Here is a 21,472-nt window from a genome sequence, read left to right as displayed (position 1 = left end):
AAGTCGGCCAGTATATCGACACTGCTCCACCGCAGCGCTGACGCCACTGCTTGCACCTGAATTCGTCAGGCGCGTTCTGACACTGTTCGTTTCATGCGCAAGTCGCTATACTGCGCGGCCACGCCGAAGTGGCGGAATCGGTAGACGCAGCGGATTCAAAATCCGCCGCCCTTAAAAGCGTGTGGGTTCGAGTCCCACCTTCGGCACCAGGATGTAGCGGTACAAGCAAAGCCCTTCTGGCGACGGTCAGAGGGGCTTTTCTTTTGTGCGCTCGATAATCGTCGGAACCTGCGAATGTTGGCGGCTGTTGCCCCCTCGCGCCGAGCAGCATCGCGGTCAAAAACAGGGCGATTTGTCGTCGACGTGGTGCAGCAGTTGGTGCGGCATCGTCACCTTTCTTCGCCGTATGGCGGCGTGTTCCATTGCCGCGCATCGATGATGCGTGGTCGCTGAAAATTCCGGCGAGATGAGCGTGGATTGCCGCCAGGCGCCTGCAGGCACGCAACCATCACGCGCGATGCGTACCTTGGAAAGCTCTCTTCAAGCAGGTGGCTTCCCATGGATTTCGATTCTTCGCAGCAACTGCGCATCTTGCGCGACATCCATGACACCACTCCGGTTGCCGACGAAGAGGCCAACTGGGCAGTGCGTGCCGGCTATGCAACACAGGCCGAAGACGGCGACATCGATCTCACCCACGAAGGCCGCAAGGCGCTGGATGTCGGCCAGACCTGATTCGTCGTTGTGTGGATTTGTTCGACTCGCAAGCAAGTAAGTGCGCAGTCGAGTGAGCGCGTTCCACAGTCGATCCGTGCGTGTTTGGATGGAGTGGCGCGATGCGCGTGTATCGTGCCGCTACCGATTGCATGCGGTGGAGTAGGGTGCCCCTGAATTCCAGGCAAAAAAAAGCCCCGGCAATGCCGAGGCTTTCGGATGATTGGCGTCCCCACGGGGATTCGAACCCCGGTGTCCACCGTGAAAGGGTGGTGTCCTAGGCCTCTAGACGATGGGGACGCGTATCAAAACCTGGTTGTAGATTCCAGACGGCCTATGTCGGGAATTTGGTGGAGCCAGGCGGGATCGAACCGCCGACCTCCTGCATGCCATGCAGGCGCTCTCCCAGCTGAGCTATGGCCCCACGATGCTGCGAGCCGGCAATCATAGCGACATCGATGACACTTGGGAAGTGGGGTGTGCAAAAGAGTTTGCGCGACGGATTCGCCAGTGGCGGGGACCAATGTGGCGCGTGCCTTTGCGAGCGCTTGATGAGTGCCCACGTCGCAAGCTGATCGACCTAGATGTCGTCTGCATGCACGAGTGTCTGGTTGCGTAAGGTGACGATGCAGTGGCAGCGGCGTCTTTTGCACGTCGGTCATATGCAACAGTCTGCGCACAGCATTCGATCAGCATCGCAACATCCTGCATTTGCTTGCACCGCCATCTGCGTAGCCGTGCCGGCAACCGCAGCAGGTGAGGTGTAAAGCTCCAGGTCGCACTACGCTGATGCGGAGCTGTTGCATCATCGATATCGACAGATGACACGCCACACCACGAGCACCGCGTGCAGATAACCGCTTACGCAATCGATGCTGAAAAACACGCAAAAAAAAGCCCCGGCAGTGCCGGGGCTTTCAGATGATTGGCGTCCCCACGGGGATTCGAACCCCGGTGTCCACCGTGAAAGGGTGGTGTCCTAGGCCTCTAGACGATGGGGACGCGTATCAAAACCTGAGTTGTCACCCTGACGGCCTAAGCCAGGAGTGGTGGAGCCAGGCGGGATCGAACCGCCGACCTCCTGCATGCCATGCAGGCGCTCTCCCAGCTGAGCTATGGCCCCACGAAACTGAGAACGAAATGATAGCGGCCTGTTAATGTTCGCGCAAGTGCTTTTTCATTTCGCATGAGACGCAGCGTGCGCGGGCACGCTGTGCGTCTGCAACTCAGTTGACGCCGTGCAGGTCGCGCAGTTGCGTCTGTCGAGCACCGAAGTAGGCGGCTAGGTCGGCAATGTCCTGATCGCTCAGTGCAGTGGCCTGCGCCGTCATCAACGGGTGCTGGCGATCGCCGCTGCGGTAGGCCTGCAGAGCATGTGCAAGATAATCGCCGTACTGGCCGCCGAGCTTGGGATAGCTGGGGTCGATAGGGGCGTTGCCGTCGGCGCCATGGCAATCGATGCAGCTCTGGCCGGTGGCCTTGCCTTTCGCGTGCGCCAGCTTGTCGCCGGCGTCGGCGCGCCCGGTCGGCAGGCCGGCAGACGAGCCGGAGCCATGTTCGCCGCTGGCGTGGCCGGCATCGCCGGCGGAATGGTCGGTGGACTCAACCTGGGATTGGGAGCAGGCCGCCAACATCAGGGCAGCGACCAGGGCGATGGCTAGACGCGGAGCGTGCAGGGCGTTCGGCATGTGGGCGCTTATTTGAGGGTGGACAGGTAGGCGGAGATATCGGCGATGTCCTGCTCGGAAAAGCTCTGCGCCTGCGCTTGCATGGTGGGATGCTTGCGTTTGCCCTGGCGGTACTCGGTTAGCGCCTGGGTCAGATACTGGCTGGACTGGCCGCCGATCTTGGGCACGCGATAACTGGGGTAGGCGTTCTTGTAGCCGGTGACCCCATGGCAGCCCTGGCAGGTATAGGCCAGCAAGCGGCCGTTGGACGGGTTGCCGGTGGGCGCTGCGGGTGTGGCCACTGCCGCGGCGGGCGCAGGCGTGGCGGGTGCGGCTGGCGTGACTGACGGTGTCGCTGATACGCCCCCAAACGGCAGGAAGACGACCAGAGCGAGACAAGCGGCGAGCGGCTGCGGGCGCATGGTTTCGTATCCGGAAGACTGATTGAACGTCCGCACGTGGGGGCGTGGCGGAACCGGTCCGAGTATGCCTGCGATTTGGCGCCGCGCAAACGGGGTGAATACGCGAACTTGAACAGACCATGACCTTTGGCGCATTGGCGACATGATCGTTCGGGTGGTCTACTTGCCTACAACACCTGTTCACGCATCCACTAGGACACGACGATGTCGCCACTCTCCTTCTTGCCGGGCCGCAGCGGAACCTGCGCCGCTGCATTGTTGATCACCACGAGCCTGTTGCTGGGCGGCTGCAAGGCGGGAGATGGCGAGGCCAAGGCCGCCGAGGAGAAGAAAACCGTCGATGCGGTACCGGTGGAAATTGCCAAGGCCGCACGCCGTGCGGTGGCGGCCAGCTATACCGGCACCGCCGCCCTGGAGCCGCGTGCCGAAGCGCAGGTGGTGGCCAAGACTTCCGGCGTTGCATTGGCGGTGATGGTGGAAGAGGGCCAGAAGGTGTCCGCGGGTCAGGCCCTGGTTCGCCTGGATCCTGACCGTGCGCATCTGGCCGTGGCGCAAAGCGAAGCGCAGCTGCGCAAACTGGAGAACAGTTACCGCCGTGCCACCCAGTTGGTGGGGCAACAGCTGGTCAGTGCCGCCGATGTCGACCAGCTCAAGTTCGATGTCGAAAACAGCCGCGCGCAGCATCGCCTGGCATCGCTGGAGCTGTCCTACACCACGGTGCAGGCGCCGATTTCCGGGGTGATCGCCTCGCGCTCGATCAAGACCGGCAACTTCGTGCAGATCAATACGCCGATCTTCCGCATCGTCGACGATTCGCAGCTGGAAGCCACGCTCAACGTGCCCGAGCGCGAACTGGCCACGCTCAAATCCGGCCAGCCGGTGACCTTGCTGGCCGATGCCTTGCCTGGTCAGCAGTTCATCGGCAAGGTCGACCGCATTGCGCCGGTGGTGGATTCGGGCAGCGGCACCTTCCGGGTGATCTGTGCATTCGGCCAGGGCGCCGAAGCGCTGCAGCCGGGCATGTTCGGGCGCATCCGTATCGACTACGACCAGCGCAAGGACGCGTTGGTGATTCCGCGCCTGGCGCTGCTGGACGATGGCGAGCCGGCGGTGTTCGTGGTGCGTAACGGCAAGGCCAGCCGGGTGCCGGTGAAACTCGGCTATGCCGAAGGTCCGTGGCTGGAAGTGCGGCAAGGGCTGAAGGAAGGTGACCAGGTGGTGACCGCCGGCAAGGTGGCGCTGCGCGATGGCACTGCGGTGCAGGTCATCGGCCAGCCTGACCGCAAGCCGGTTGCGGCTGCGGCACCGGCAACCGGCAGCGACGGGAAACGCTCATGAGCGATCACGGCAACCCGCACGCACCCGTGCACGACCCGCATGCCCCCTTGCCTGGCGGCGGCGGTCTGGTGGCCTTCGCCACGCGGCGGCGGGTGACCATCGCGATGATCACCGTGACCATGCTGCTGTTCGGGCTGATCGCGCTGCGCAGTCTCAAGGTCAACCTGTTGCCGGACCTGAGCTATCCCACGCTGACCGTGCGCACCGAATACACCGGCGCGGCGCCGGCGGAAATCGAAACGCTGGTGACCGAGCCGGTGGAAGAAGCCGTCGGCGTGGTCAAGAACCTGCGCAAGCTCAAGTCGATCTCGCGCACCGGGCAGAGCGATGTGGTGCTGGAGTTCGCCTGGGGCACCAACATGGACCAGGCCAGCCTGGAGGTGCGCGACAAGATGGAGGCCCTGTCGCTGCCGCTGGAAACCAAGCCGCCGGTGCTGCTGCGTTTTAATCCATCCACCGAGCCGATCATGCGGCTGGCGCTGTCGCCCAAACAGGCGCCGGCCTCCGACAACGATGCGATCCGCCAGCTCACCGGTTTGCGTCGCTACGCCGACGAAGACCTGAAGAAGAAGCTCGAACCGGTGGCCGGCGTGGCCGCGGTCAAGGTCGGCGGCGGGCTGGAAGACGAGATCCAGGTCGATATCGATCAGCAAAAACTGGCGCAGCTCAACCTGCCGATCGACAACGTGATCACCCGGCTCAAGGAGGAGAACGTCAATATCTCCGGTGGCCGGCTGGAGGAAGGCTCGCAGCGGTATCTGGTGCGCACGGTCAACCAGTTCGTGGATCTGGACGAGATCCGCAACATGCTGGTGACCACGCAGAGCAGCAGCGGCAGCGCCGCGGAAGCGGCGATGCAGCAGATGTATGCGATTGCCGCGTCCACCGGGTCGCAGGCGGCATTGGCGGCGGCGGCCGAAGTGCAGAGCACCTCGTCGGCGTCCAGCAGCAGCATCGCCGGCGGCATGCCGGTGCGATTGAAGGATGTGGCCGAGGTCCGCCAGGGCTACAAGGAGCGTGAGGCGATCATCCGCCTGGGCGGCAAGGAAGCGGTGGAGCTGGCGATCTACAAGGAAGGCGACGCCAATACCGTGTCCACCGCCGCGGCGCTGCGCAAGCGGCTGGAGCAGTTGAAGGCGACCGTGCCCGGCGATGTGGAGATCACCACCATCGAGGACCAGTCGCACTTCATCGAGCACGCGATCAGCGACGTCAAGAAGGATGCGGTGATTGGCGGCGTGCTGGCGATCCTGATCATCTTCCTGTTCCTGCGCGATGGCTGGAGCACCTTCGTGATCAGCCTGTCGTTGCCGGTGTCGATCATCACCACCTTCTTCTTCATGGGCCAGTTGGGCCTGAGCCTCAACGTGATGTCGCTGGGCGGGCTGGCACTGGCTACCGGGCTGGTGGTGGATGATTCGATCGTGGTGCTGGAAAGCATCGCCAAGGCGCGCGAACGTGGCCTGAGCGTGCTGGATGCGGCAATCGCCGGCACCCGTGAAGTCAGCATGGCGGTGATGGCGTCCACATTGACCACGATCGCGGTGTTTCTGCCGCTGGTGTTCGTCGAGGGCATCGCCGGGCAGCTGTTCCGCGACCAGGCGCTGACCGTGGCGATCGCGATCGCGATCTCGCTGGTGGTGTCGATGACGCTGATTCCGATGCTGAGTTCGCTCAAGGGCGCGCCGCCGATGGCGTTCCCGGACGAGCCCAGCCACCCGCAGTGGCAGCCGCAGCAGCGCTGGCTCAAGCCGGTGGCTGCCGGTCGGCGCGGGGCCGGCGCGAGCGTGCGCTATGCGTTCTTCGCGGTGGCGTGGGCGGTGGTCAGGCTGTGGCGCGGCATCGCACGAGTGGTGTCGCCGGTGATGCGCAAGGCCAGCGACCTGGCGATGGCGCCGTATGGCCGCGCCGAGCGTGGTTACCTGGCGATGCTGCCGGCGGCATTGCGGCGGCCCGGCCTGGTGCTGGGACTGGCGGCCGCTGCGTTCATCGGCACCGTGTTGCTGGTGCCGATGCTGGGTGCGGATTTGATTCCGCAGCTGGCGCAGGACCGCTTCGAAATGACGGTGAAGCTGCCTTCCGGCACGCCGCTGGCGCAGACCGACGCCCTGGTGCGCGAGTTGCAGCTGGCGCACGACAAGGACCCGGGCATCGCCTCGTTGTATGGGGTGAGCGGCAGCGGTACGCGGCTGGACGCCAACCCCACCGAGAGCGGCGAGAACATCGGCAAGCTCACCGTGGTGATGGCCGGCGGCGGCAGCCCGGAAGTGGAAGCGGCGGCCACCAGGCGGCTACGCAGCAGCATGGTGGACCATCCGGGAGCGCAGGTGGATTTTGCACGGCCGGCATTGTTCAGTTTTTCCACGCCGCTGGAAGTGGAGCTGCGCGGGCAGGATCTGGGCGAGCTGGAACGTGCCGGGCAGAAACTGGCGGCGATGCTGCGGGCCAATGGCCATTACGCCGACGTCAAGTCGACGGTGGAAGAGGGCTTCCCGGAAATCCAGATCCGTTTCGATCAGGAACGCGCCGCTGCGTTGGGCCTGACCACCCGCCAGATCGCCGATGTCATCGTCAAGAAGGTGCGCGGCGATGTGGCCACGCGCTACAGCTTTCGCGATCGCAAGATCGATGTGCTGGTGCGTGCGCAACACAGCGACCGCGCCAGTGTGGATGCGATCCGTCAGCTGATCGTCAACCCGGGCAGCAGCCGGCCGGTGCGTCTGGCGGCGGTGGCCGAGGTGGTGGCGACGACCGGGCCTAGCGAGATCCATCGCGCCGATCAGACCCGCGTGGCGATCGTCTCGGCCAGCCTGCATGACATGGATCTGGGCGGCGCGGTGCGCGAGGTCGAATCGATGGTGCGCGACGATCCGCTGGCCGCCGGCGTGGGCATGCATATCGGCGGGCAAGGCGAGGAACTCGCGCAATCGGTGAAGTCGCTGTTGTTCGCCTTCGGTCTGGCGATCTTTCTGGTCTATCTAGTGATGGCCTCGCAGTTCGAATCGCTGCTGCATCCGTTCGTCATCCTGTTCACCATTCCGCTGGCGATGGTCGGCGCGGTGCTGGCCTTGCTGATGACCGGCAAGCCGGTGTCGGTGGTGGTGTTCATCGGCTTGATCCTGCTGGTGGGGCTGGTGACCAAGAACGCGATCATCCTGATCGACAAGGTCAACCAGCTGCGCGAGGAAGGTGTGCCCAAGCGCGAGGCCTTGATCGAAGGCGCGCGTTCGCGCTTGCGGCCGATCGTGATGACCACGCTGTGCACCTTGTTCGGCTTCCTGCCATTGGCGGTGGCGATGGGCGAGGGCGCCGAGGTGCGCGCGCCGATGGCGATCACCGTGATCGGTGGGTTGCTGGTGTCCACGCTGCTGACCCTGCTGGTGATCCCGGTGGTGTACGACCTGCTGGACCGTCGCGCCGACGCGTACTACCTGGAGCGTGGCCGGCGCACGGCCGGCCAACGTGCGCAGGCGACCGGTAACTCCGACGGGCTGGAGGCGCTATGAGCGTTGCCGCCTTCAGCATCCGTCGGCCGGTCACCACCATCATGTGCTTCGTCTCGCTGGTGGTGGTGGGGCTGATTGCCGCGTTCCGGCTGCCGCTGGAGGCGCTGCCGGACATTTCCGCACCGTTCCTGTTCGTGCAACTGCCGTACACCGGCTCCACCCCGGACGAGGTGGAACGCAACCTGGTGCGGCCGGCCGAAGAGGCGCTGGCGACGATGACCGGCATCAAGCGCATGCGCTCGACCGCCACCGCCGATGGCGCCAACATCTTCATCGAGTTCTCCGACTGGGACCGCGACATCGCCATCGCCGCATCGGATGCGCGCGAGCGGCTGGATGCCATCCGCGACGATTTTCCGGAAGATCTGCAGCGCTTGCATATCTACAAATGGTCCAGCAGCGACGAACCGGTGCTGAAGGTGCGCCTGGCCAGCCAGACCGATCTGACCGGCGCGTACGACATGCTCGACCGCGAGTTCAAGCGGCGCATCGAACGGATTCCCGGCGTGGCCAAGGTGGAGATCTCCGGCGCACCGCCAAACGAAGTGGAGATTGCCATCGCGCCGGACCGGCTCACCGCGCACGACCTCAGCCTCAATGACTTGAGCGAGCGCCTGGGCAAGCTCAATTTTTCGGTATCGGCAGGCCAGATCGACGACAACGGCCAGCGCATTCGGGTACAGCCGATCGGCGAATTGCGCGACCTGCAGGAACTGCGCGACCTGGTGCTCAATGCCAAGGGGCTGCGGCTCGCCGACATCGCGCAGGTGCGGTTGAAGCCGACGCGGATGAATTACGGCCGCCGCCTGGATGGGCGCCCGGCGATCGGGCTGGACATCTACAAGGAGCGCAGCGCCAACCTGGTGGATGTGTCCAAGGCGGCGTTGAAGGAGGTCGAGGACATCCGCGCCGAACCTGCGATGCGCGATGTGCAGATCAAGGTGATCGACAACCAGGGCAAGGCGGTGACCTCGTCGCTGGCGGAACTGGCCGAAGCCGGCGCGGTGGGCCTGCTGTTGTCGATCACGGTGCTGTTCTTCTTCCTGCGCCACTGGCCATCGACGCTGATGGTGACGCTGGCGATTCCGATCTGCTTTGCGATCACGCTGGGCTTCATGTACTTCGTCGGCGTCACGCTCAACATCCTGACCATGATGGGCTTGCTGCTGGCGGTCGGCATGCTGGTCGACAACGCGGTGGTGGTGGTGGAAAGCATCTACCAGGAACGCGAGCGCATGCCCGGTCAACCGCAGCTGGCGGCCCTGCTCGGCACGCGCAGCGTGGCAATCGCGCTCAGCGCCGGCACCTTGTGCCATTGCATCGTGTTCGTGCCGAACCTGTTTGGCGAGACCAACAACATCAGCATCTTCATGGCGCAGATCGCGATCACCATTTCGGTGTCGCTGCTGGCCTCGTGGCTGGTGGCGATCAGCCTGATTCCGATGTTGTCAGCGCGCATGAAGACACCGCCGATGGTGAGCTCCGAGCGCGGCGTGATCGCGCGGCTGCAGCGCAGTTATGCCAAGGTGCTGGCATGGACGCTGGCCCATCGCGGCTGGAGCGTGGCCGGCATCGTGTTGGTCAGTGCGATCAGCCTGGTGCCAATGAAGTTGACCAAGGTCGACATGTTCGGCGGCGATGGCGGCAACGAGGCTTTCATCCAGTATCAGTGGAAAGGCTCGTACACGCATGAGCAGATGGGGGAGGAGGTGGGGCGGGTCGAGCGTTACCTGCAAGCCAATCGCGACAAGTACCACATCACCCAGATCTATTCGTGGTTCAGCGAAGCGGAAGGCGGCAGCACCACCGTGACTTTCGACGCAGGCAAGGTCAAGGAGCTGCCGGCGTTGCTGGAACAGATCCGCAAGGCCTTGCCGCGCTCGGCGCGTGCGGACTACAGCATCGGCAATCAGGGCGATGGCGGCAGCGGTAATCAAGGCGTGCAGGTGCAGTTGGTCGGCGATTCGACCCAGGCCTTGCAGGCCCTGGCCGACGATGTGATCCCGCTGCTGGCGCAGCGCAAGGAATTGCGCGACGTGCATGTGGACACCGGCGACCGCACCAGCGAGTTGGCGATCCGGGTCGATCGCGAGCGTGCGGCGGCCTTCGGGTTCAGTGCCGAGCAGGTGGCAAGTTTCGTCGGTCTGGCGTTGCGTGGCACGCCGTTGCGCGAGTTCCGCCGCGGCGACAACGAGGTGCCGGTGTGGGTGCGCTTTGCCGGCGCCGAACAGAGCAAGCCGGAAGACCTGGCCAGCTTCACGGTGCGTACCAAGGATGGCCGCAGCGTGCCGTTGCTCAGTCTGGTCGATGTGCAGATTCGCCCGGCCGCCACCCAGATCGGCCGCACCAATCGCCAGACCACGCTGACCATCAAGGCCAATCTGGCCAGCAAGGTCACCGTGCCGGAAGCACGCGCGGCAATGGAAAAGCCGCTCAAGGCGATGAGTTTCCCCGCCGGTTACAGCTACACCTTCGACGGTGGCGATTACCAGAACGACGGCGAAGCGATGGGCCAGATGGTGTTCAACCTGGTGATCGCGCTGGTGATGATCTATGTAGTGATGGCAGCGGTATTCGAATCGCTGCTGTTTCCTGCGGCGATCATGAGCGGCGTGGTGTTTTCCATCTTCGGGGTGTTCTGGCTGTTCTGGATCACCGGCACCTCGTTCGGGATTATGTCCTTCATCGGCATCCTGGTGTTGATGGGCGTGGTGGTGAACAACGGCATCGTGATGATCGAGCACATCAACAACCTGCGCCGCCGCGGCATGGGCCGCACGCAGGCACTGATCGAAGGCTCACGCGAGCGCTTGCGGCCGATCATGATGACGATGGGCACCGCCATCCTGGCGATGGTGCCGATCTCGTTGACCAGCACCACGATGTTCAGCGATGGCCCGCCGTACTTCCCGATGGCCCGCGCGATCGCCGGCGGGCTGGCGTTCTCGACGGTGGTGAGTCTGCTGTTCCTGCCGACGATCTACGCAATTCTCGATGACATGAGCAACGGCGCAGCCGCGCTGGTACGACGTGCGCGCGGCGTGCCGAAGACGCCGCCGGCAAGCGATGCGCTGGAATCGTGAGCCGCCACCCTGCTGAAGGTTTCCCGGCGTAAGTCATTCACCAGCGCACTGAGGCCCTGAGTGACAAGGCGCAAAGGCCCTCTCCCGGTGGGGCGAGGAGGCACGGCGTGCGCGCCAAGGGCGCGCGTGCCTTGGAGCGCCCGCGCCGCAAGCGTGGGCTGGGGCGCGGAGCGAGGGGTTGGGGTGAGGGTACGGCTTCTCTTCCGGGGCACTGCCAAGCACGCGGCTGTGTTTCGCCGGCTTCGGTGAGGGCGACAGCGCGTCCGCGGACTGGCTCCTCGGCTCGGTCAGACATCCTGTCTGACTCGCCGCCGCGGCACATCCCTGTGCCGCTCTCCGCCAATCCCCGGCCACGCTGCCGCTTCGGCGAGTCGTTGCCATGGCCTATTCAAGGCAAGCCGATTCGTCATTTTGTTTTCCAGTGATCTGCGCGATTCTTAATGACAGCAGCAGAGCCGGGATCTGTTGACGTGTCACGGTGTGGTGCGCCGAAGACGCCATCGCCACGTAGCGCCCGAGTTTTGAACGACACGGCGCGCCTGAAGCCCCTCTACCCGTCGGGGCGAGGAGGCACGGCTTGCGCGTCAAGGGCGCGCGTGCCTTGGAGCGCCCGCGCCGCAAGCGTGGGCCGGGGCGCGGAGCGAGGGGGGGGTGAGGGCACGGTTTCTCTTCCGGGCCACTGCCAAGCACGCGGCTGTGTTTCGCTGGCTTCGGTGAGGGCGACAGCGCGCCCGCGGACTGGCTCCTCGGCTCGGTCAGACATCCTGTCTGACTCGCCGCCGCGGCACATCCCTGTGCCGCTCTCCGCCAATCCCGGGCCACGCTGCCGCTTCGGCGAGTCGTTTCCACGACGTTGAGCGACGAAAAACGACAGCCAATTCAGTGCTCGATTTGGCGCGAGCCAATCATCTGCCAAGTTCGCCGCACGTCTTCTGGACCTTCGACTTCGTAGCTCTCAGACACACCGTCCAGATGCCAACTGCTCAGAAGTGCACGGTTTCCACCGCTCTCAATCCGCCGCCTTCAAGAAGGATGCGAAGAGGCCTCTGCCCCGATAGCCGAGGCAACGATCAAAACCTAGGTCGGGCATGCCCTGCGGCAATTGTTGCTCTCCGTTCCGCCAACACAGGAACATTCGAGAGTGGTCCGCGGGCGCCGGGGCAAGAGACCTTACACGACATGGGGCGTGTAAGAGCCCCCATGGATGGGTTCACGGCGTGTCCTGCCCCGGCGCCCTCGGAGCGCTCCTGCGCGCAAAAGGCGCCGGCAAACCGGGCTTTCCTCATTTAAAACCAAAGCGCCAGCTGATCAGCTTTCCTCAGCTATCCAGCTTTCCCGGCAACCTGGGTTCCAAGTTGCTGGATACGGCGGCCAGAGAATCAGCCCGCGCGTACCTGCCGCACGATCGCCGCCGCCTTGGCCGAGCTCTCCTTGACCTTGTCCCACTGGCCCTGCGCCAGCCAGTCCTTGGGCACCATCCACGAGCCGCCGATGCACAGCACGTTCGGCTGCGACAGGAACTCGGCCGCGTTGGCCTCGCTGATGCCACCGGTGGGGCAGAGCTTGAGTTCGGACAGCGGGCCGGCTAGGCCTTTGAGCATCTGCAAGCCACCCACGGCGGTGGCCGGGAACAGCTTGCACACGCGGAAGCCCAGGCCCATCAAGGTCAGCAGCTCGGTCGGCGTGGCCGCGCCGGGCACGGCGGGGATCGGCGCATCGGCAAGCAGGCGCGCCAGCGGCGCCGGCGTGCCGGGGGTGACCAGGAAGTCGGCCCCGGCATCCACCGACTGACGCAGTTGCAGCTCGCTCAGCACGGTGCCGGCACCGATCACGATGTTGGGCAGCTCGCGCTTGAGCATGGCCAGCGCTTCGATCGCGACCGGTGTGCGCAGGGTCAGTTCGATCGCGGGCAGGCCGCCTTCGAGCAGCGCATCGGCCACGCGGCGCGCCTGGTCCAGCGTGTCCACGGTGACCACCGGCAGGATGCCGGCGTCGCGCAGCAGCTGTTCGGCGGTGTTCTGGGTCTGGGCAATCGTCATTGCAACTCCGTTAGACGGCGACCGCGAGGCGGTCGCGCAGAGGGAAGGGGAATCAGGCGTCCTTGGACTCGTGCGGTGCGGCGGCTGCCGCTGCATCGGCACCGAGTTCGTACTCGGCGTCGTAGCTCCACAGCGCGCCGTCCGGACGGGTCGGGCCGCAGGAAATCGAGATGGCGCCCTGGTCGGCCGGGCCAACCACCTGGCGGTTGATGGCGAACAAATTGCGCCCCAGATCGTTGCCCGCCACCGAGGTGTTGGGTGCGACCTCGCGCGATGCCCACTCTTCGGCCGAGACCAGCACTTCCAGCGTGCCGGCTTCGCCGTCCAGGCGCACGATGTCGCCTTCGCGCACACGCCCGATCGGACCGCCGCGTGCGGCCTCTGGCGTCATATGGATCGCCGCCGGGAACTTGCCCGAGGCACCGGACAGACGGCCGTCAGTGACCAATGCCACGCGCCGGCCCTGGTTCTGCAACAGGCCCAGCAACGGCGCCATCGAATGCAGTTCCGGCATGCCGTTGGCACGCGGGCCCTGGTAACGCAGCACCACCACAAAATCGTGCGGCAGCACGCCGGCGGCATGCAGCTTGTTGAGCACCTGCGGCGTATCGATCACCACTGCCGGCGCTTCGATCGTGCGGTGCTGCGGCTTGACTGCTGACAACTTGATCAGCGAACGGCCCAGGTTGCCGCGCAGCAGGCGCAGGCCGCCCTGTGATTCGAATGCGGCGCTGACCGGCCGCGCCACGCTGTCGTCGGCAGTGGTCGCAGTGCCGGGCACGTAGACGACCTTGCCGTCCTGCAGGCGCGGCTCGTTGGCGTAGGCGCGCATGCCGCCTTCGACCACGGTGGGCAGGTCGTCGTGCATCAGCCCGGCGTCCATCAGCTCGCGGAACACGAAGGCAGTGCCGCCCGCGGCCTGGAAGCGGTTCACGTCGGCTTCGCCGTTGGGGTAGATGCGGGTCAGCAGCGGCACGGTCTGAGAGATCAGATCCATGTCGTCCCAGGTCAGCACGATGCCGGCCGCACGCGCCACCGCAATCCAGTGGATGGTGTGATTGGTCGAACCACCGGTGGCCATCAGCGCGACCACGGCATTGACGATGGCACGCTCGTCGATCAGGCGACCGAACGGACGGAAGTCCTGGCCCAGCGCGGAGATCGCCAGCGCACGCGCGGTGCCCTCACGGGTCAGTGCATCGCGCAACTGCAGCTCCGGGTTGACGAACGAGGCGCCAGGCAGCTGCACGCCCATCGCCTCGAGCAACACCTGGTTGGAGTTGGCGGTGCCGTAGAAGGTGCAGGTACCGGCCGAGTGATACGAGGACGACTCGGCTTCCAGCAATTCGGCACGGGTGGCTTCGCCGGCGGCGTAGCGCTCGCGCACTTCGGCCTTCTGCTTGTTCGGAATGCCCGGCGTCATCGGGCCGGCCGGCATGAACAGCGCCGGCAGATGCCCGAACGCCAGCGCGCCGATCAACAGGCCCGGCACGATCTTGTCGCACACGCCCAGGTAGACCACGCTGTCGAACATGTCGTGGCTCAGGCCGATCGCCGCGGCCTGGGCGATGTTGTCGCGCGAGAACAGCGACAGCTCCATGCCGGCGCGGCCCTGGGTCACGCCGTCGCACATCGCCGGCACGCCGCCGGCGACCTGCGCGGTGGCACCGAGCGTACGCGCGGTGTCGCGGATCAGCTGGGGGTAATGCTCGAACGGCTGATGCGCCGACAGCATGTCGTTGTAGGCGGTGATGATGCCCAGGTTGGGCGTGGCCGCACCGCGCAGGCGCGACTTGTCGGTCGGCTCGGACGCGGCGAAACCATGCGCCAGGTTGCCGCAGCTCAAACGGCTGCGGAACGGACCCTCGCGCAGGGCGGCATCGAGACCGGCCAGATACGCCGCGCGCGAGGGCGCGCTGCGCTTGCGGATACGGTCGGTGACAGCTTGGATGTTCGGATGCAGGCTCATTGGCTACCGGCTATGAGAAACGGGGGGAAGAAAGTAAGCACGCTCTTTTTGATACCCGCAGAAGACGTGCGGGCTCTTGCGAAGGACTCGCACAACATCGGTTGTTGCGAGGGACTCGCACCTAAGCACACCAGTGAACCCGCAATTTCGGGCCCGGGGGCTGCAGCGCCACGCGGATCGGATACTCGCTGACATCGTCACCGGCCAATGCAGCCTGCAGCACGTCCAGCTTCTGCTTGCCGCGCAACAGCAGCAGGCGGGTCGGGATGGCGGCCAGTCCGGCCGGTGTTAGCGTGATCCGCAGCGGCCACTGATTCGAGCCGGGGCAGCCGGTGGCATCCAGCGACGCGTAGGGCTGCGGGCTGGACAGTGCCTTGCTCAGGTCGGTCGAGCCCGGAAACAGCGAGGCGGTGTGTCCGTCGCCGCCCATGCCCAGCACCGCCAGACACGCCGGTTCGGCGTGCGTGGCCTGCAGGTTCGCGGTGTGCACGCACTCGGGCAACTGCTTGCCCGGGCGCACCAGCGGGATGAAGGTCGCCGCCGGTGCGTGGGTCAAAAAGCTGTGATTGACCAGCCAGGCGTTGCTGTCCTGATCCTGCGGCGAGAGCCAGCGCTCATCGACCAGGCCCACTTCCACCCGCGACCAGTCCAGCGGACGGTGAGCGAGCGATTCGTACACAGGCGCCGGGGTGGTGCCGCCTGACAGCAGCATGCGCGCCTGGCCGCGGCGCGAAATCTCCTGTTCCAGCAGGTCGGCCATCTCGCTGGCCACCGCCTCGGTCCATTCGGCCGGGTCTTCGTAGCGCACCAGTGTGATGCGCGGATTGTCCTGCAGGTTCATCGCTGCTCCCCTGGATGCTGACGCTGCGCATCCACCGCATAGGCGGCGGCACCGAGCAGGCCGGCATGCGGATGCATGACAGCCAGCGACGGCACCCGCGACATGATCGCGGAGAAGCGTCCCTTGTGTTCGAAGCGCTGGCGGAAGCCGGAATGCTGCAGCGAATCCAGCACCTTGGGCACCAGCCCGCCGGTGAGGAACACGCCGTCCCAGGCGCCCTGCATCAACACCATGTCGCCGGCGATCGCGCCGAAGATGGCGCAGAACAGATCGATGGTGCGCGACGAGCGCGGGTCGCCCGCCGCCGCACGCGCGGTGATGTCCTTGGGCTGCAGCGGGCCCGGGTCGACCCCGGCGATCTCGCTGAGCGCGCGATGGATGTTGACCAGGCCCGGGCCACAGATCAGACGCTCGTTGGAAACCCGGCCGAACTGCTCGGAAAGGATCTCCAGGATGCGGATCTCCTCCGGCGTGCCGGGCGGGAAGCTGACGTGGCCACCTTCGGTTTCCAGCGGAAAGCAGCGCCCGTTGCGGATGATCAGCCCACCCACGCCCAGCCCGGTGCCCGGGCCGATCACGCCGTAGTTGCGCGGCTGATCGATCGGCGCCGGCCGCCAGCTGGCGCCGCCGACCTGCACCACGTCCTGCGGGCGCAGCAGGCTGATCGCCATGGCCTGCGCGGCGAAGTCGTTGATCAGGTGCAGGGTGCTGAAACCCAGCATCGCGGCGGTGCGCGAGCGCGAGATCACCCACGGATGGTTGGTGATGCGCGCCTCGTCGCCGTCCACGCGGCCGGCCACGGCGAACACGCCCTGGGTGGCCTGCACGCCGATCTGGTCGAGGTAATAGCGCGCGGCTTCGCCGAGCGAACCGAAATCGACCACCGCAAATTCGCGCGAGGTGTCATCCAGCAGCGGCACCGAGGCGTCGACATCGGCCAGCGCGAAGCGCGCATTGGTTCCGCCGATATCGGCAACCAGCACCGGCTTGGAAGGAGCGGTCATGCGGTGTGTCCCTGTGCGTCGGTGGCCGGGGGCAGGAAGGGCGCCGCGGCATCGGGGCCCCAGCTGCCGGCCGGGTAGGGCTGCAGCGGCAGCTGCGCGTCTTTCCACGCATCGCTGACGCTGTCGATCCACGACCAGGCGGCCTTGACCTCGTCGTCGCGCACGAACAGTGCCGGGTTGCCGTTGAAGGCATCCACGAACAGGCGCTCGTAGGCGATGCGGCGGTGCAGGCCGGTCGGTACCGACAGTTCCAGTTCCAGCGGCTGCAGTTCGATCGCGCCCCATTCCGGGCCGGCCAGGCTGCTCATCAGGCCAAGCTCGATGTTTTCCTGCGGCTGCAGCTGGAAGGTCAGGCGGTTGGGCACCGCGTTCTGCCGGTCCGGGCGCTCGAACAGCCAATGCGTCACCGGCTTGAGCGTGACCACGATGCGGGTGGAACGCTCGGCCAGGCGCTTGCCGGTGCACAGGTGGAACGGCACCCCGGCCCAGCGCCAGTTGTCGATATGCGCGGTCACCGCGACGAAGGTTTCCACGTCGCTGCCTTCCGGCGGGTGATAGGCCTGCGCCGGCTGGCCGTTGATGCTGCCGGCGGTATAGCGGCCGCGCACGCTGTCGTGGGCGGCATGTTCGGCGGTCATCGGGCGCAGCGCGCGCAGCACCTTGACCTTCTCGTCGCGGATGCGGTCGGCTTCCAGCGAGGCCGGCGGCTCCATCGCCACCAGGCAGAGCAACTGCAGGATGTGACTCTGCACCATGTCGCGCAGTGCGCCGGAGCGTGCGTAATAGGCATCGCGCCCGTCCACGCCTTCGCTTTCGGCCACCAGGATCTGCACCGACTCGATATAGGTGCGGTTCCACACCGCTTCCAGCAGCGTATTGCCGAAGCGCAGCGCGATCAGGTTCTGCACCGCCGCCTTGCCCAGGTAATGGTCCAGGCGGAACACGCGGTCTTCGTCGATCAGCGCGCCGATCGACTGCAGGATCTCGCGGGCGCTGTCCGAGTCGTGGCCGATCGGCTTTTCCAGCATCAGCCGGTGCGGCGCAGCCAGCGCGCCGCCCAGGGCCAGGCCCTGGCAGGTGCTGATGTACAGGCCCGGCGGAATCGCCAGGTAGCTCACGCACTGGCGGCTGGCCAGCTCGCGTACGGCATTGGCCACCGACTCGGCATCGCGCAGATCCACCGAGCGATAGTCGACCCGCTGCAGCAGCGTTTCGATCTGCTCGGGCGTGGCGATCGGCAGCGCGGCGGCCAGGCGCGGGCGCAGGACCTCGCGGAATGCCTCGGTGTCGTGCGGCGACAATGCCAGCGCACGGATACGGAAGTCCTCCGGCAGCAGGCCATCGACGAACAATCGCAGCAGGGACGGGAAGAGATAGCGCTGGGCGAGATCGCCGGTGGCGCCGAACAGGATCAGGGTGTTGTGCATGGACCGAATTTCAGATTCTGGAGACATCGTGATCAGCAGCTGGTCGGAAAGGCGCCGGACAGCCGGCGGTCGGTATGTCTGTTCCTGAGCGACACTGGCGTGCGCGCAGCGGGGGATGGACGCGCACGCCCAATCCCCGATTGTTGCAGCAAGTGGCCGTCAGCGGTTAGCGCCGCGGCGGTAGATCTGCACATGCGTGGCCGAATGGCGGGCCTCGCAAGGTAGGCTGCACCGCTTGAGACAGCGGCTTGGGTCGGTGGCGGCATGGTCCCTCCCGAGATCGATGTTGCCATGTGAAAACGATTACATGTCAGAATAAACCAATGCATTCGTTTGCAGGAAATTTCCTTGCAGGCACATGCGGCGTCACCGCCGTCGGGAGGGCCGAGGGCAGGGCGCACAACTTACGTTGAGGCCGAAGATGGCGAAAGTGCAGTTGGAAGGTGTCCGCAAGGTCTACGAGAACGGCCAGGTCGCGGTACAGGGTGCGAGCTTCGAGGTCGCCGATGGCGAATTGATGGTGCTGGTCGGGCCGTCCGGCTGCGGCAAATCGACCCTGTTGCGCATGATCGCCGGGCTTGAGGACATCAGCGCCGGCACGCTGAAGATCGGCGAGCGCGTGGTCAACGACGTGGCCCCCAAGGACCGCGACATCGCCATGGTGTTCCAGAGCTATGCGCTCTACCCGCACATGACCGTGGCCGAGAACCTGGCCTTCGGGCTCAAGCTGCGCGGCCACCCCAAGCAGGTCATCGCCGAGCGGGTCAACAACGCCGCCGAGCTGCTGGGGCTGACCCCGATGCTCGACAAGCTGCCCAAGGCGATGTCCGGCGGCCAGCGTCAGCGCGTGGCGCTGGGGCGGGCGATGGTGCGCGAGTCGTCGGTGTTCCTGCTCGATGAGCCGCTGTCCAATCTGGATGCCAAGCTGCGCCACAGCGTACGTACCGAGATCGCGCAGCTGCACCGCAAGCTCGGCACCACGATGATCTACGTCACCCACGATCAGGTCGAGGCGATGACGCTGGGCCAGCGCATCGTGGTGCTCAAGGATGGGGTGATCCAGCAGATCGACAGCCCGATGGCGCTGTACGACCGCCCGGCCAATCTGTTCGTGGCCGGATTCCTCGGCAGCCCGGCGATGAACGTGCTGCAGGGGCGCCTGGATGAGCAGGACGGCCTGCATCTGGTCATGGCCGATGGCTGGCGCGTGCCGCTGGGTGCGGCGCGGGTCGAGCGCAGCTGGTTCGGTCGCGAGGTCATCGTCGGCGTGCGTCCGGAGCATCTGCAGCCGTCAAACGACGCCGCGCTGGGCTTTGACGCGCGTATCGATGTGATCGAGCCGGTCGGCAACGAGATCTTCCTCAATCTCGACCGCGGCGGCCAGCCGCTGGTGATCCGCGTCGCGCCGCAGGCCCTGCCGGCGGTGGGGGAGCATCTGCGCCTGGCACTGCGCAGCGAGGCGCTGCACTTCTTCGACCCGGCCAGCGGCGAACGGCTGGCGCTGGCCTAACGCGCCAGCCCCTGCACGAACGCAAGCGGGCGGGCGGCATGCGCGCCCGCCTGCAGCACGGCGTCGGCTTCGAGGGTCAGCTCCAGCGGCAACACCGCCAGCGCAAGATCGCCCGCCACGCTGACCAGCGTGCCGATGGTGGCATCGCCCAGCAGCACGGCCTGGCCCGCCTCGACCAGCGCATCGCTGCCAACGGCATCGCCCTGCAACAGCTGCAGCGCACGCTTGGCCTTGCCCAGAAAATGCGTCCGCGCCACGATCTCCTGGCCCGGATAGCAGCCCTTTTTGACGCTGAAGGCCTGCAGGCGATCCAGCGCCAGCTGCTGCGGCGTCCACTGCTCACGTTGCGCATCGGGCAGGCGCGCCAGCCCCAGTTGCAGGTCCGTACGGCGCCACTCGGCGTCCATGCGCGGTACTTCGATAGGCGTGGCCAATGCCTCATCGTTCGCCAGCAACATCAGCGTGCGCGGCAGGGCAGGGCTGCCCAGGTCCAATTCGATACGCTGCGTTCCGATATCGGCCTGCGGGCCCTGGGCGCGGGCAGGCGCGGCAAGGCCGCCAAACGCCGAAAGCGCCGCCACGCCGATCTTGAGCTTGCGTCGGAACACAAAACGGCCGAGTTGCGTTGCGATCTCGGCCGCATTGCCATCGGGCAACAGCATCAGCAGGTGTGTGTCGTCCTCACGCAGGAGTGCGAAGATGGCGATCACGCGCCCCTTTGCCGTCAACCACGCATTCCACTGCCACTGCCCGATCGCCAGCGCCTGTACGTCGTTGGCAAATTGCGCATGCGCGAACGCCACTGCATCCGTCCCGATCAAGCGGACGTATTGCATGTCGTGCAGGGAGCCAAAACCCTGTGGAATAAGATTCAGGTTGTCAGCCATGGAAGGGGAGGACTAAAATCGCAATGTTGTGAGACCACTATGATAGGCCATCCAACCCCCACCCCAGCGCAGGATTCCGAGACGCAGCCTTCCCCTCAGGAGACGATTCCCGAGAAGAAGCCACTGCCGAAGGAAATTGGTGGACGCGACGGCCCCGAGCCAACGCGCTACGGCGACTGGGAAAAAAATGGACGCTGCATCGATTTTTGAGCAGCTTTTAGCCACAGCGGTCTAGTGCCGCCCAGCCGAGAAAACGAGCCCAGCGAATGGCGATCCGCGAACGTCCTCTTTCCCCGCATCTCCAGGTGTACCGCTGGCAGATACAGATGGTGACCTCGATTCTCAATCGAGCCACCGGCATCGTACTGTCCATCGGCGCTCTGGCGATTGCCGCCGCCTTGCTGACATTGATGCTCGGCCCCGACCACTGGAATTGTTTCCGCGAGCACGCAGGCGCCTGGTACGGCCAGGTCTTCCTGTTCGGCTGGACTTGGTGCTTCGCGTTCCACCTGTTCGGTGGACTGCGCCACATCATGCAGGACTTCGGACAGGGCTATGCAGTGCGCTCGTTCGTCAGTCTTGGCTGGTTGTCGCTGATCCTGAGCTTCGTGCTCACCGCTGCGATCTGGGCCTATGTACTGCTGGCCGGAGGTGCCGTATGAACCGCTACCGTACCCCGCTGAAGAACGTGCGTGGCCTGGGCGCCGCCAAGACCGGCACCGAGCACTTCGTGGTGCAGCGCCTGACCGCCACCGCCCTGGTGCCGCTGTCGATCTGGTTCCTGATCTTCGTGCTGAGCCTGATCGGTGCCGATCACGCTGCAGCCAGCGCCGCGGTGGCCAAGCCCTGGAATGCGATCCTGTTGGTCGGCTTCCTGATCGCCTCGTTCTGGCATGCGCAGCTGGGCATGCAGGTGGTGCTGGAAGATTACGTGCACAACTCGCTGCTTGCGCTTGCTGCGCAGACCATCGTGCGCTTCGTCGCCGTGCTGGGCGCCATCGTCAGCGTGTTTGCCGTGGCGCGTATTGCGCTGGGCATCAGCTGAGTCGTCCGCGACCAAACAGG

General features: G+C 65.5%; 16 protein-coding genes and 5 tRNA genes. 9 read left to right on the top strand and 12 right to left on the bottom strand.

What is annotated here, in order from left to right; translation table 11 throughout:
- The first annotated feature begins 122 nt into the window (after positions 1 to 122).
- Positions 123 to 209 (top strand) — tRNA-Leu (locus tag KHN93_RS11385).
- A 349-nt stretch (positions 210 to 558) separates the two neighbouring features.
- Entirely contained in the window at positions 559 to 735 is a 177-nt protein-coding gene (locus KHN93_RS11380; protein WP_039521745.1) for a hypothetical protein, read from the top strand.
- 203 nt (positions 736 to 938) lie between these two features.
- Here KHN93_RS11380 and KHN93_RS11375 read toward each other — a convergent pair.
- From KHN93_RS11375 to KHN93_RS11350, 6 genes are all read right to left on the bottom strand, one after another.
- Positions 939 to 1,014, bottom strand: a tRNA-Glu gene (locus KHN93_RS11375).
- 48 nt (positions 1,015 to 1,062) lie between these two features.
- Positions 1,063 to 1,138, bottom strand: a tRNA-Ala gene (locus tag KHN93_RS11370).
- Between the two features lie 502 nt (positions 1,139 to 1,640).
- Positions 1,641 to 1,716, bottom strand: a tRNA-Glu gene (locus KHN93_RS11365).
- Between the two features lie 45 nt (positions 1,717 to 1,761).
- Positions 1,762 to 1,837 (bottom strand) — tRNA-Ala (locus KHN93_RS11360).
- Between the two features lie 103 nt (positions 1,838 to 1,940).
- On the bottom strand, positions 1,941 to 2,402 hold the full coding sequence (locus KHN93_RS11355) for a c-type cytochrome (protein WP_039514407.1): 462 nt from the start codon (positions 2,400 to 2,402) through the stop codon (positions 1,941 to 1,943).
- Positions 2,403 to 2,410: 8 nt separating this feature from the next.
- Positions 2,411 to 2,803, bottom strand: a complete 393-nt coding sequence (locus KHN93_RS11350; protein ID WP_039521742.1) for a c-type cytochrome — start codon at positions 2,801 to 2,803, stop codon at positions 2,411 to 2,413.
- A 204-nt stretch (positions 2,804 to 3,007) separates the two neighbouring features.
- On the opposite strand from KHN93_RS11350, the gene KHN93_RS11345 reads away from it, so the two are divergent.
- The 3 genes from KHN93_RS11345 to KHN93_RS11335 are packed head-to-tail and all read left to right on the top strand — an operon-like array spanning position 3,008 to position 10,730.
- Positions 3,008 to 4,141, top strand: coding sequence for an efflux RND transporter periplasmic adaptor subunit (locus KHN93_RS11345; RefSeq protein ID WP_046342821.1), 1,134 nt, complete (start codon positions 3,008 to 3,010; stop codon positions 4,139 to 4,141).
- Positions 4,138 to 7,647 (top strand): efflux RND transporter permease subunit, encoded by a 3,510-nt coding sequence (locus KHN93_RS11340; protein WP_211920125.1) that lies wholly within the window; start codon positions 4,138 to 4,140, stop codon positions 7,645 to 7,647. The genes KHN93_RS11345 and KHN93_RS11340 overlap by 4 nt, the downstream gene beginning before the upstream one ends.
- A complete protein-coding gene (locus KHN93_RS11335) occupies positions 7,644 to 10,730 on the top strand; it encodes an efflux RND transporter permease subunit (RefSeq protein ID WP_211920123.1) in 3,087 nt (1,028 codons plus the stop codon). Before KHN93_RS11340 ends, KHN93_RS11335 begins: the two co-directional genes overlap by 4 nt.
- 1,379 nt (positions 10,731 to 12,109) lie before the next feature.
- Here the strand turns inward: KHN93_RS11335 and KHN93_RS11330 are convergent.
- From KHN93_RS11330 to zwf, 5 genes are all read right to left on the bottom strand, one after another.
- Positions 12,110 to 12,769, bottom strand: a complete 660-nt coding sequence (locus KHN93_RS11330) for a bifunctional 4-hydroxy-2-oxoglutarate aldolase/2-dehydro-3-deoxy-phosphogluconate aldolase (RefSeq protein WP_016902600.1) — start codon at positions 12,767 to 12,769, stop codon at positions 12,110 to 12,112.
- Between the two features lie 52 nt (positions 12,770 to 12,821).
- Complete coding sequence (edd, locus tag KHN93_RS11325) at positions 12,822 to 14,738, bottom strand: phosphogluconate dehydratase (RefSeq protein WP_016902599.1); 1,917 nt, start codon at positions 14,736 to 14,738, stop codon at positions 12,822 to 12,824.
- A 121-nt stretch (positions 14,739 to 14,859) separates the two neighbouring features.
- Positions 14,860 to 15,579, bottom strand: coding sequence for a 6-phosphogluconolactonase (gene pgl, locus KHN93_RS11320; RefSeq protein WP_047125299.1), 720 nt, complete (start codon positions 15,577 to 15,579; stop codon positions 14,860 to 14,862).
- A complete protein-coding gene (glk, locus tag KHN93_RS11315) occupies positions 15,576 to 16,583 on the bottom strand; it encodes a glucokinase (RefSeq protein WP_016902597.1) in 1,008 nt (335 codons plus the stop codon). Before glk ends, pgl begins: the two co-directional genes overlap by 4 nt.
- Positions 16,580 to 18,010 carry a glucose-6-phosphate dehydrogenase gene (gene zwf / locus KHN93_RS11310; protein ID WP_016902596.1) on the bottom strand — a complete coding sequence of 477 codons (1,431 nt, stop codon included), beginning with the start codon at positions 18,008 to 18,010 and terminating at the stop codon, positions 16,580 to 16,582. Before zwf ends, glk begins: the two co-directional genes overlap by 4 nt.
- A gap of 421 nt (positions 18,011 to 18,431) precedes the next feature.
- Here zwf and KHN93_RS11305 point away from each other — a divergent pair, with 421 nt between their 5' ends.
- The gene (locus tag KHN93_RS11305) at positions 18,432 to 19,520 is read left to right on the top strand and encodes an ABC transporter ATP-binding protein (RefSeq protein WP_016902595.1); all 1,089 of its coding nucleotides are present in this window, start codon (positions 18,432 to 18,434) and stop codon (positions 19,518 to 19,520) included.
- Here the strand turns inward: KHN93_RS11305 and ygfZ are convergent.
- Positions 19,517 to 20,407, bottom strand: coding sequence for a CAF17-like 4Fe-4S cluster assembly/insertion protein YgfZ (gene ygfZ / locus KHN93_RS11300; protein ID WP_211920121.1), 891 nt, complete (start codon positions 20,405 to 20,407; stop codon positions 19,517 to 19,519). The genes KHN93_RS11305 and ygfZ overlap by 4 nt on opposite strands.
- On the opposite strand from ygfZ, the gene KHN93_RS11295 reads away from it, so the two are divergent.
- Genes KHN93_RS11295 through sdhD form a run of 3 tightly spaced genes read left to right on the top strand, consistent with a single transcriptional unit; the run spans position 20,309 to position 21,452 of the window.
- A complete protein-coding gene (locus KHN93_RS11295) occupies positions 20,309 to 20,617 on the top strand; it encodes a DUF1674 domain-containing protein (RefSeq protein WP_228960434.1) in 309 nt (102 codons plus the stop codon). The two genes, ygfZ and KHN93_RS11295, sit on opposite strands and share 99 nt — an antisense overlap.
- A gap of 56 nt (positions 20,618 to 20,673) precedes the next feature.
- Positions 20,674 to 21,069, top strand: coding sequence for a succinate dehydrogenase, cytochrome b556 subunit (sdhC, locus tag KHN93_RS11290; protein ID WP_026064344.1), 396 nt, complete (start codon positions 20,674 to 20,676; stop codon positions 21,067 to 21,069).
- Positions 21,066 to 21,452 carry a succinate dehydrogenase, hydrophobic membrane anchor protein gene (gene sdhD / locus KHN93_RS11285; protein WP_016902592.1) on the top strand — a complete coding sequence of 129 codons (387 nt, stop codon included), beginning with the start codon at positions 21,066 to 21,068 and terminating at the stop codon, positions 21,450 to 21,452. Before sdhC ends, sdhD begins: the two co-directional genes overlap by 4 nt.
- Positions 21,453 to 21,472: the final 20 nt, after the last annotated feature.

Origin of the sequence: Xanthomonas arboricola pv. juglandis (genome assembly GCF_905367715.1) — a bacterium.
GTDB classification, from domain to species: Bacteria; Pseudomonadota; Gammaproteobacteria; order Xanthomonadales; family Xanthomonadaceae; genus Xanthomonas; species Xanthomonas arboricola.
The sequence above is the reverse complement of the archived record's forward strand: the minus strand, read 5'-3'. Positions and strand labels throughout refer to the sequence as shown.

Excerpts from the sequence above, each read along its gene's own strand:
- KHN93_RS11335 (WP_211920123.1), top strand. The coding sequence starts at position 7,644 with ATGAGCGTTGCCGCCTTCAGCATCCGTCGGCCGGTCACCACCATCATG.
- KHN93_RS11355 (WP_039514407.1), bottom strand. The coding sequence starts at position 2,402 with ATGCCGAACGCCCTGCACGCTCCGCGTCTAGCCATCGCCCTGGTCGCT.
- KHN93_RS11305 (WP_016902595.1), top strand. The coding sequence starts at position 18,432 with ATGGCGAAAGTGCAGTTGGAAGGTGTCCGCAAGGTCTACGAGAACGGC.
- KHN93_RS11330 (WP_016902600.1), bottom strand. The coding sequence starts at position 12,769 with ATGACGATTGCCCAGACCCAGAACACCGCCGAACAGCTGCTGCGCGAC.
- zwf (WP_016902596.1), bottom strand. The coding sequence starts at position 18,010 with ATGCACAACACCCTGATCCTGTTCGGCGCCACCGGCGATCTCGCCCAG.
- ygfZ (WP_211920121.1), bottom strand. The coding sequence starts at position 20,407 with ATGGCTGACAACCTGAATCTTATTCCACAGGGTTTTGGCTCCCTGCAC.
- KHN93_RS11340 (WP_211920125.1), top strand. The coding sequence starts at position 4,138 with ATGAGCGATCACGGCAACCCGCACGCACCCGTGCACGACCCGCATGCC.
- glk (WP_016902597.1), bottom strand. The coding sequence starts at position 16,583 with ATGACCGCTCCTTCCAAGCCGGTGCTGGTTGCCGATATCGGCGGAACC.
- sdhC (WP_026064344.1), top strand. The coding sequence starts at position 20,674 with ATGGCGATCCGCGAACGTCCTCTTTCCCCGCATCTCCAGGTGTACCGC.
- pgl (WP_047125299.1), bottom strand. The coding sequence starts at position 15,579 with ATGAACCTGCAGGACAATCCGCGCATCACACTGGTGCGCTACGAAGAC.
- KHN93_RS11380 (WP_039521745.1), top strand. The coding sequence starts at position 559 with ATGGATTTCGATTCTTCGCAGCAACTGCGCATCTTGCGCGACATCCAT.
- KHN93_RS11295 (WP_228960434.1), top strand. The coding sequence starts at position 20,309 with ATGCGCGAACGCCACTGCATCCGTCCCGATCAAGCGGACGTATTGCAT.
- sdhD (WP_016902592.1), top strand. The coding sequence starts at position 21,066 with ATGAACCGCTACCGTACCCCGCTGAAGAACGTGCGTGGCCTGGGCGCC.
- KHN93_RS11345 (WP_046342821.1), top strand. The coding sequence starts at position 3,008 with ATGTCGCCACTCTCCTTCTTGCCGGGCCGCAGCGGAACCTGCGCCGCT.
- KHN93_RS11350 (WP_039521742.1), bottom strand. The coding sequence starts at position 2,803 with ATGCGCCCGCAGCCGCTCGCCGCTTGTCTCGCTCTGGTCGTCTTCCTG.
- edd (WP_016902599.1), bottom strand. The coding sequence starts at position 14,738 with ATGAGCCTGCATCCGAACATCCAAGCTGTCACCGACCGTATCCGCAAG.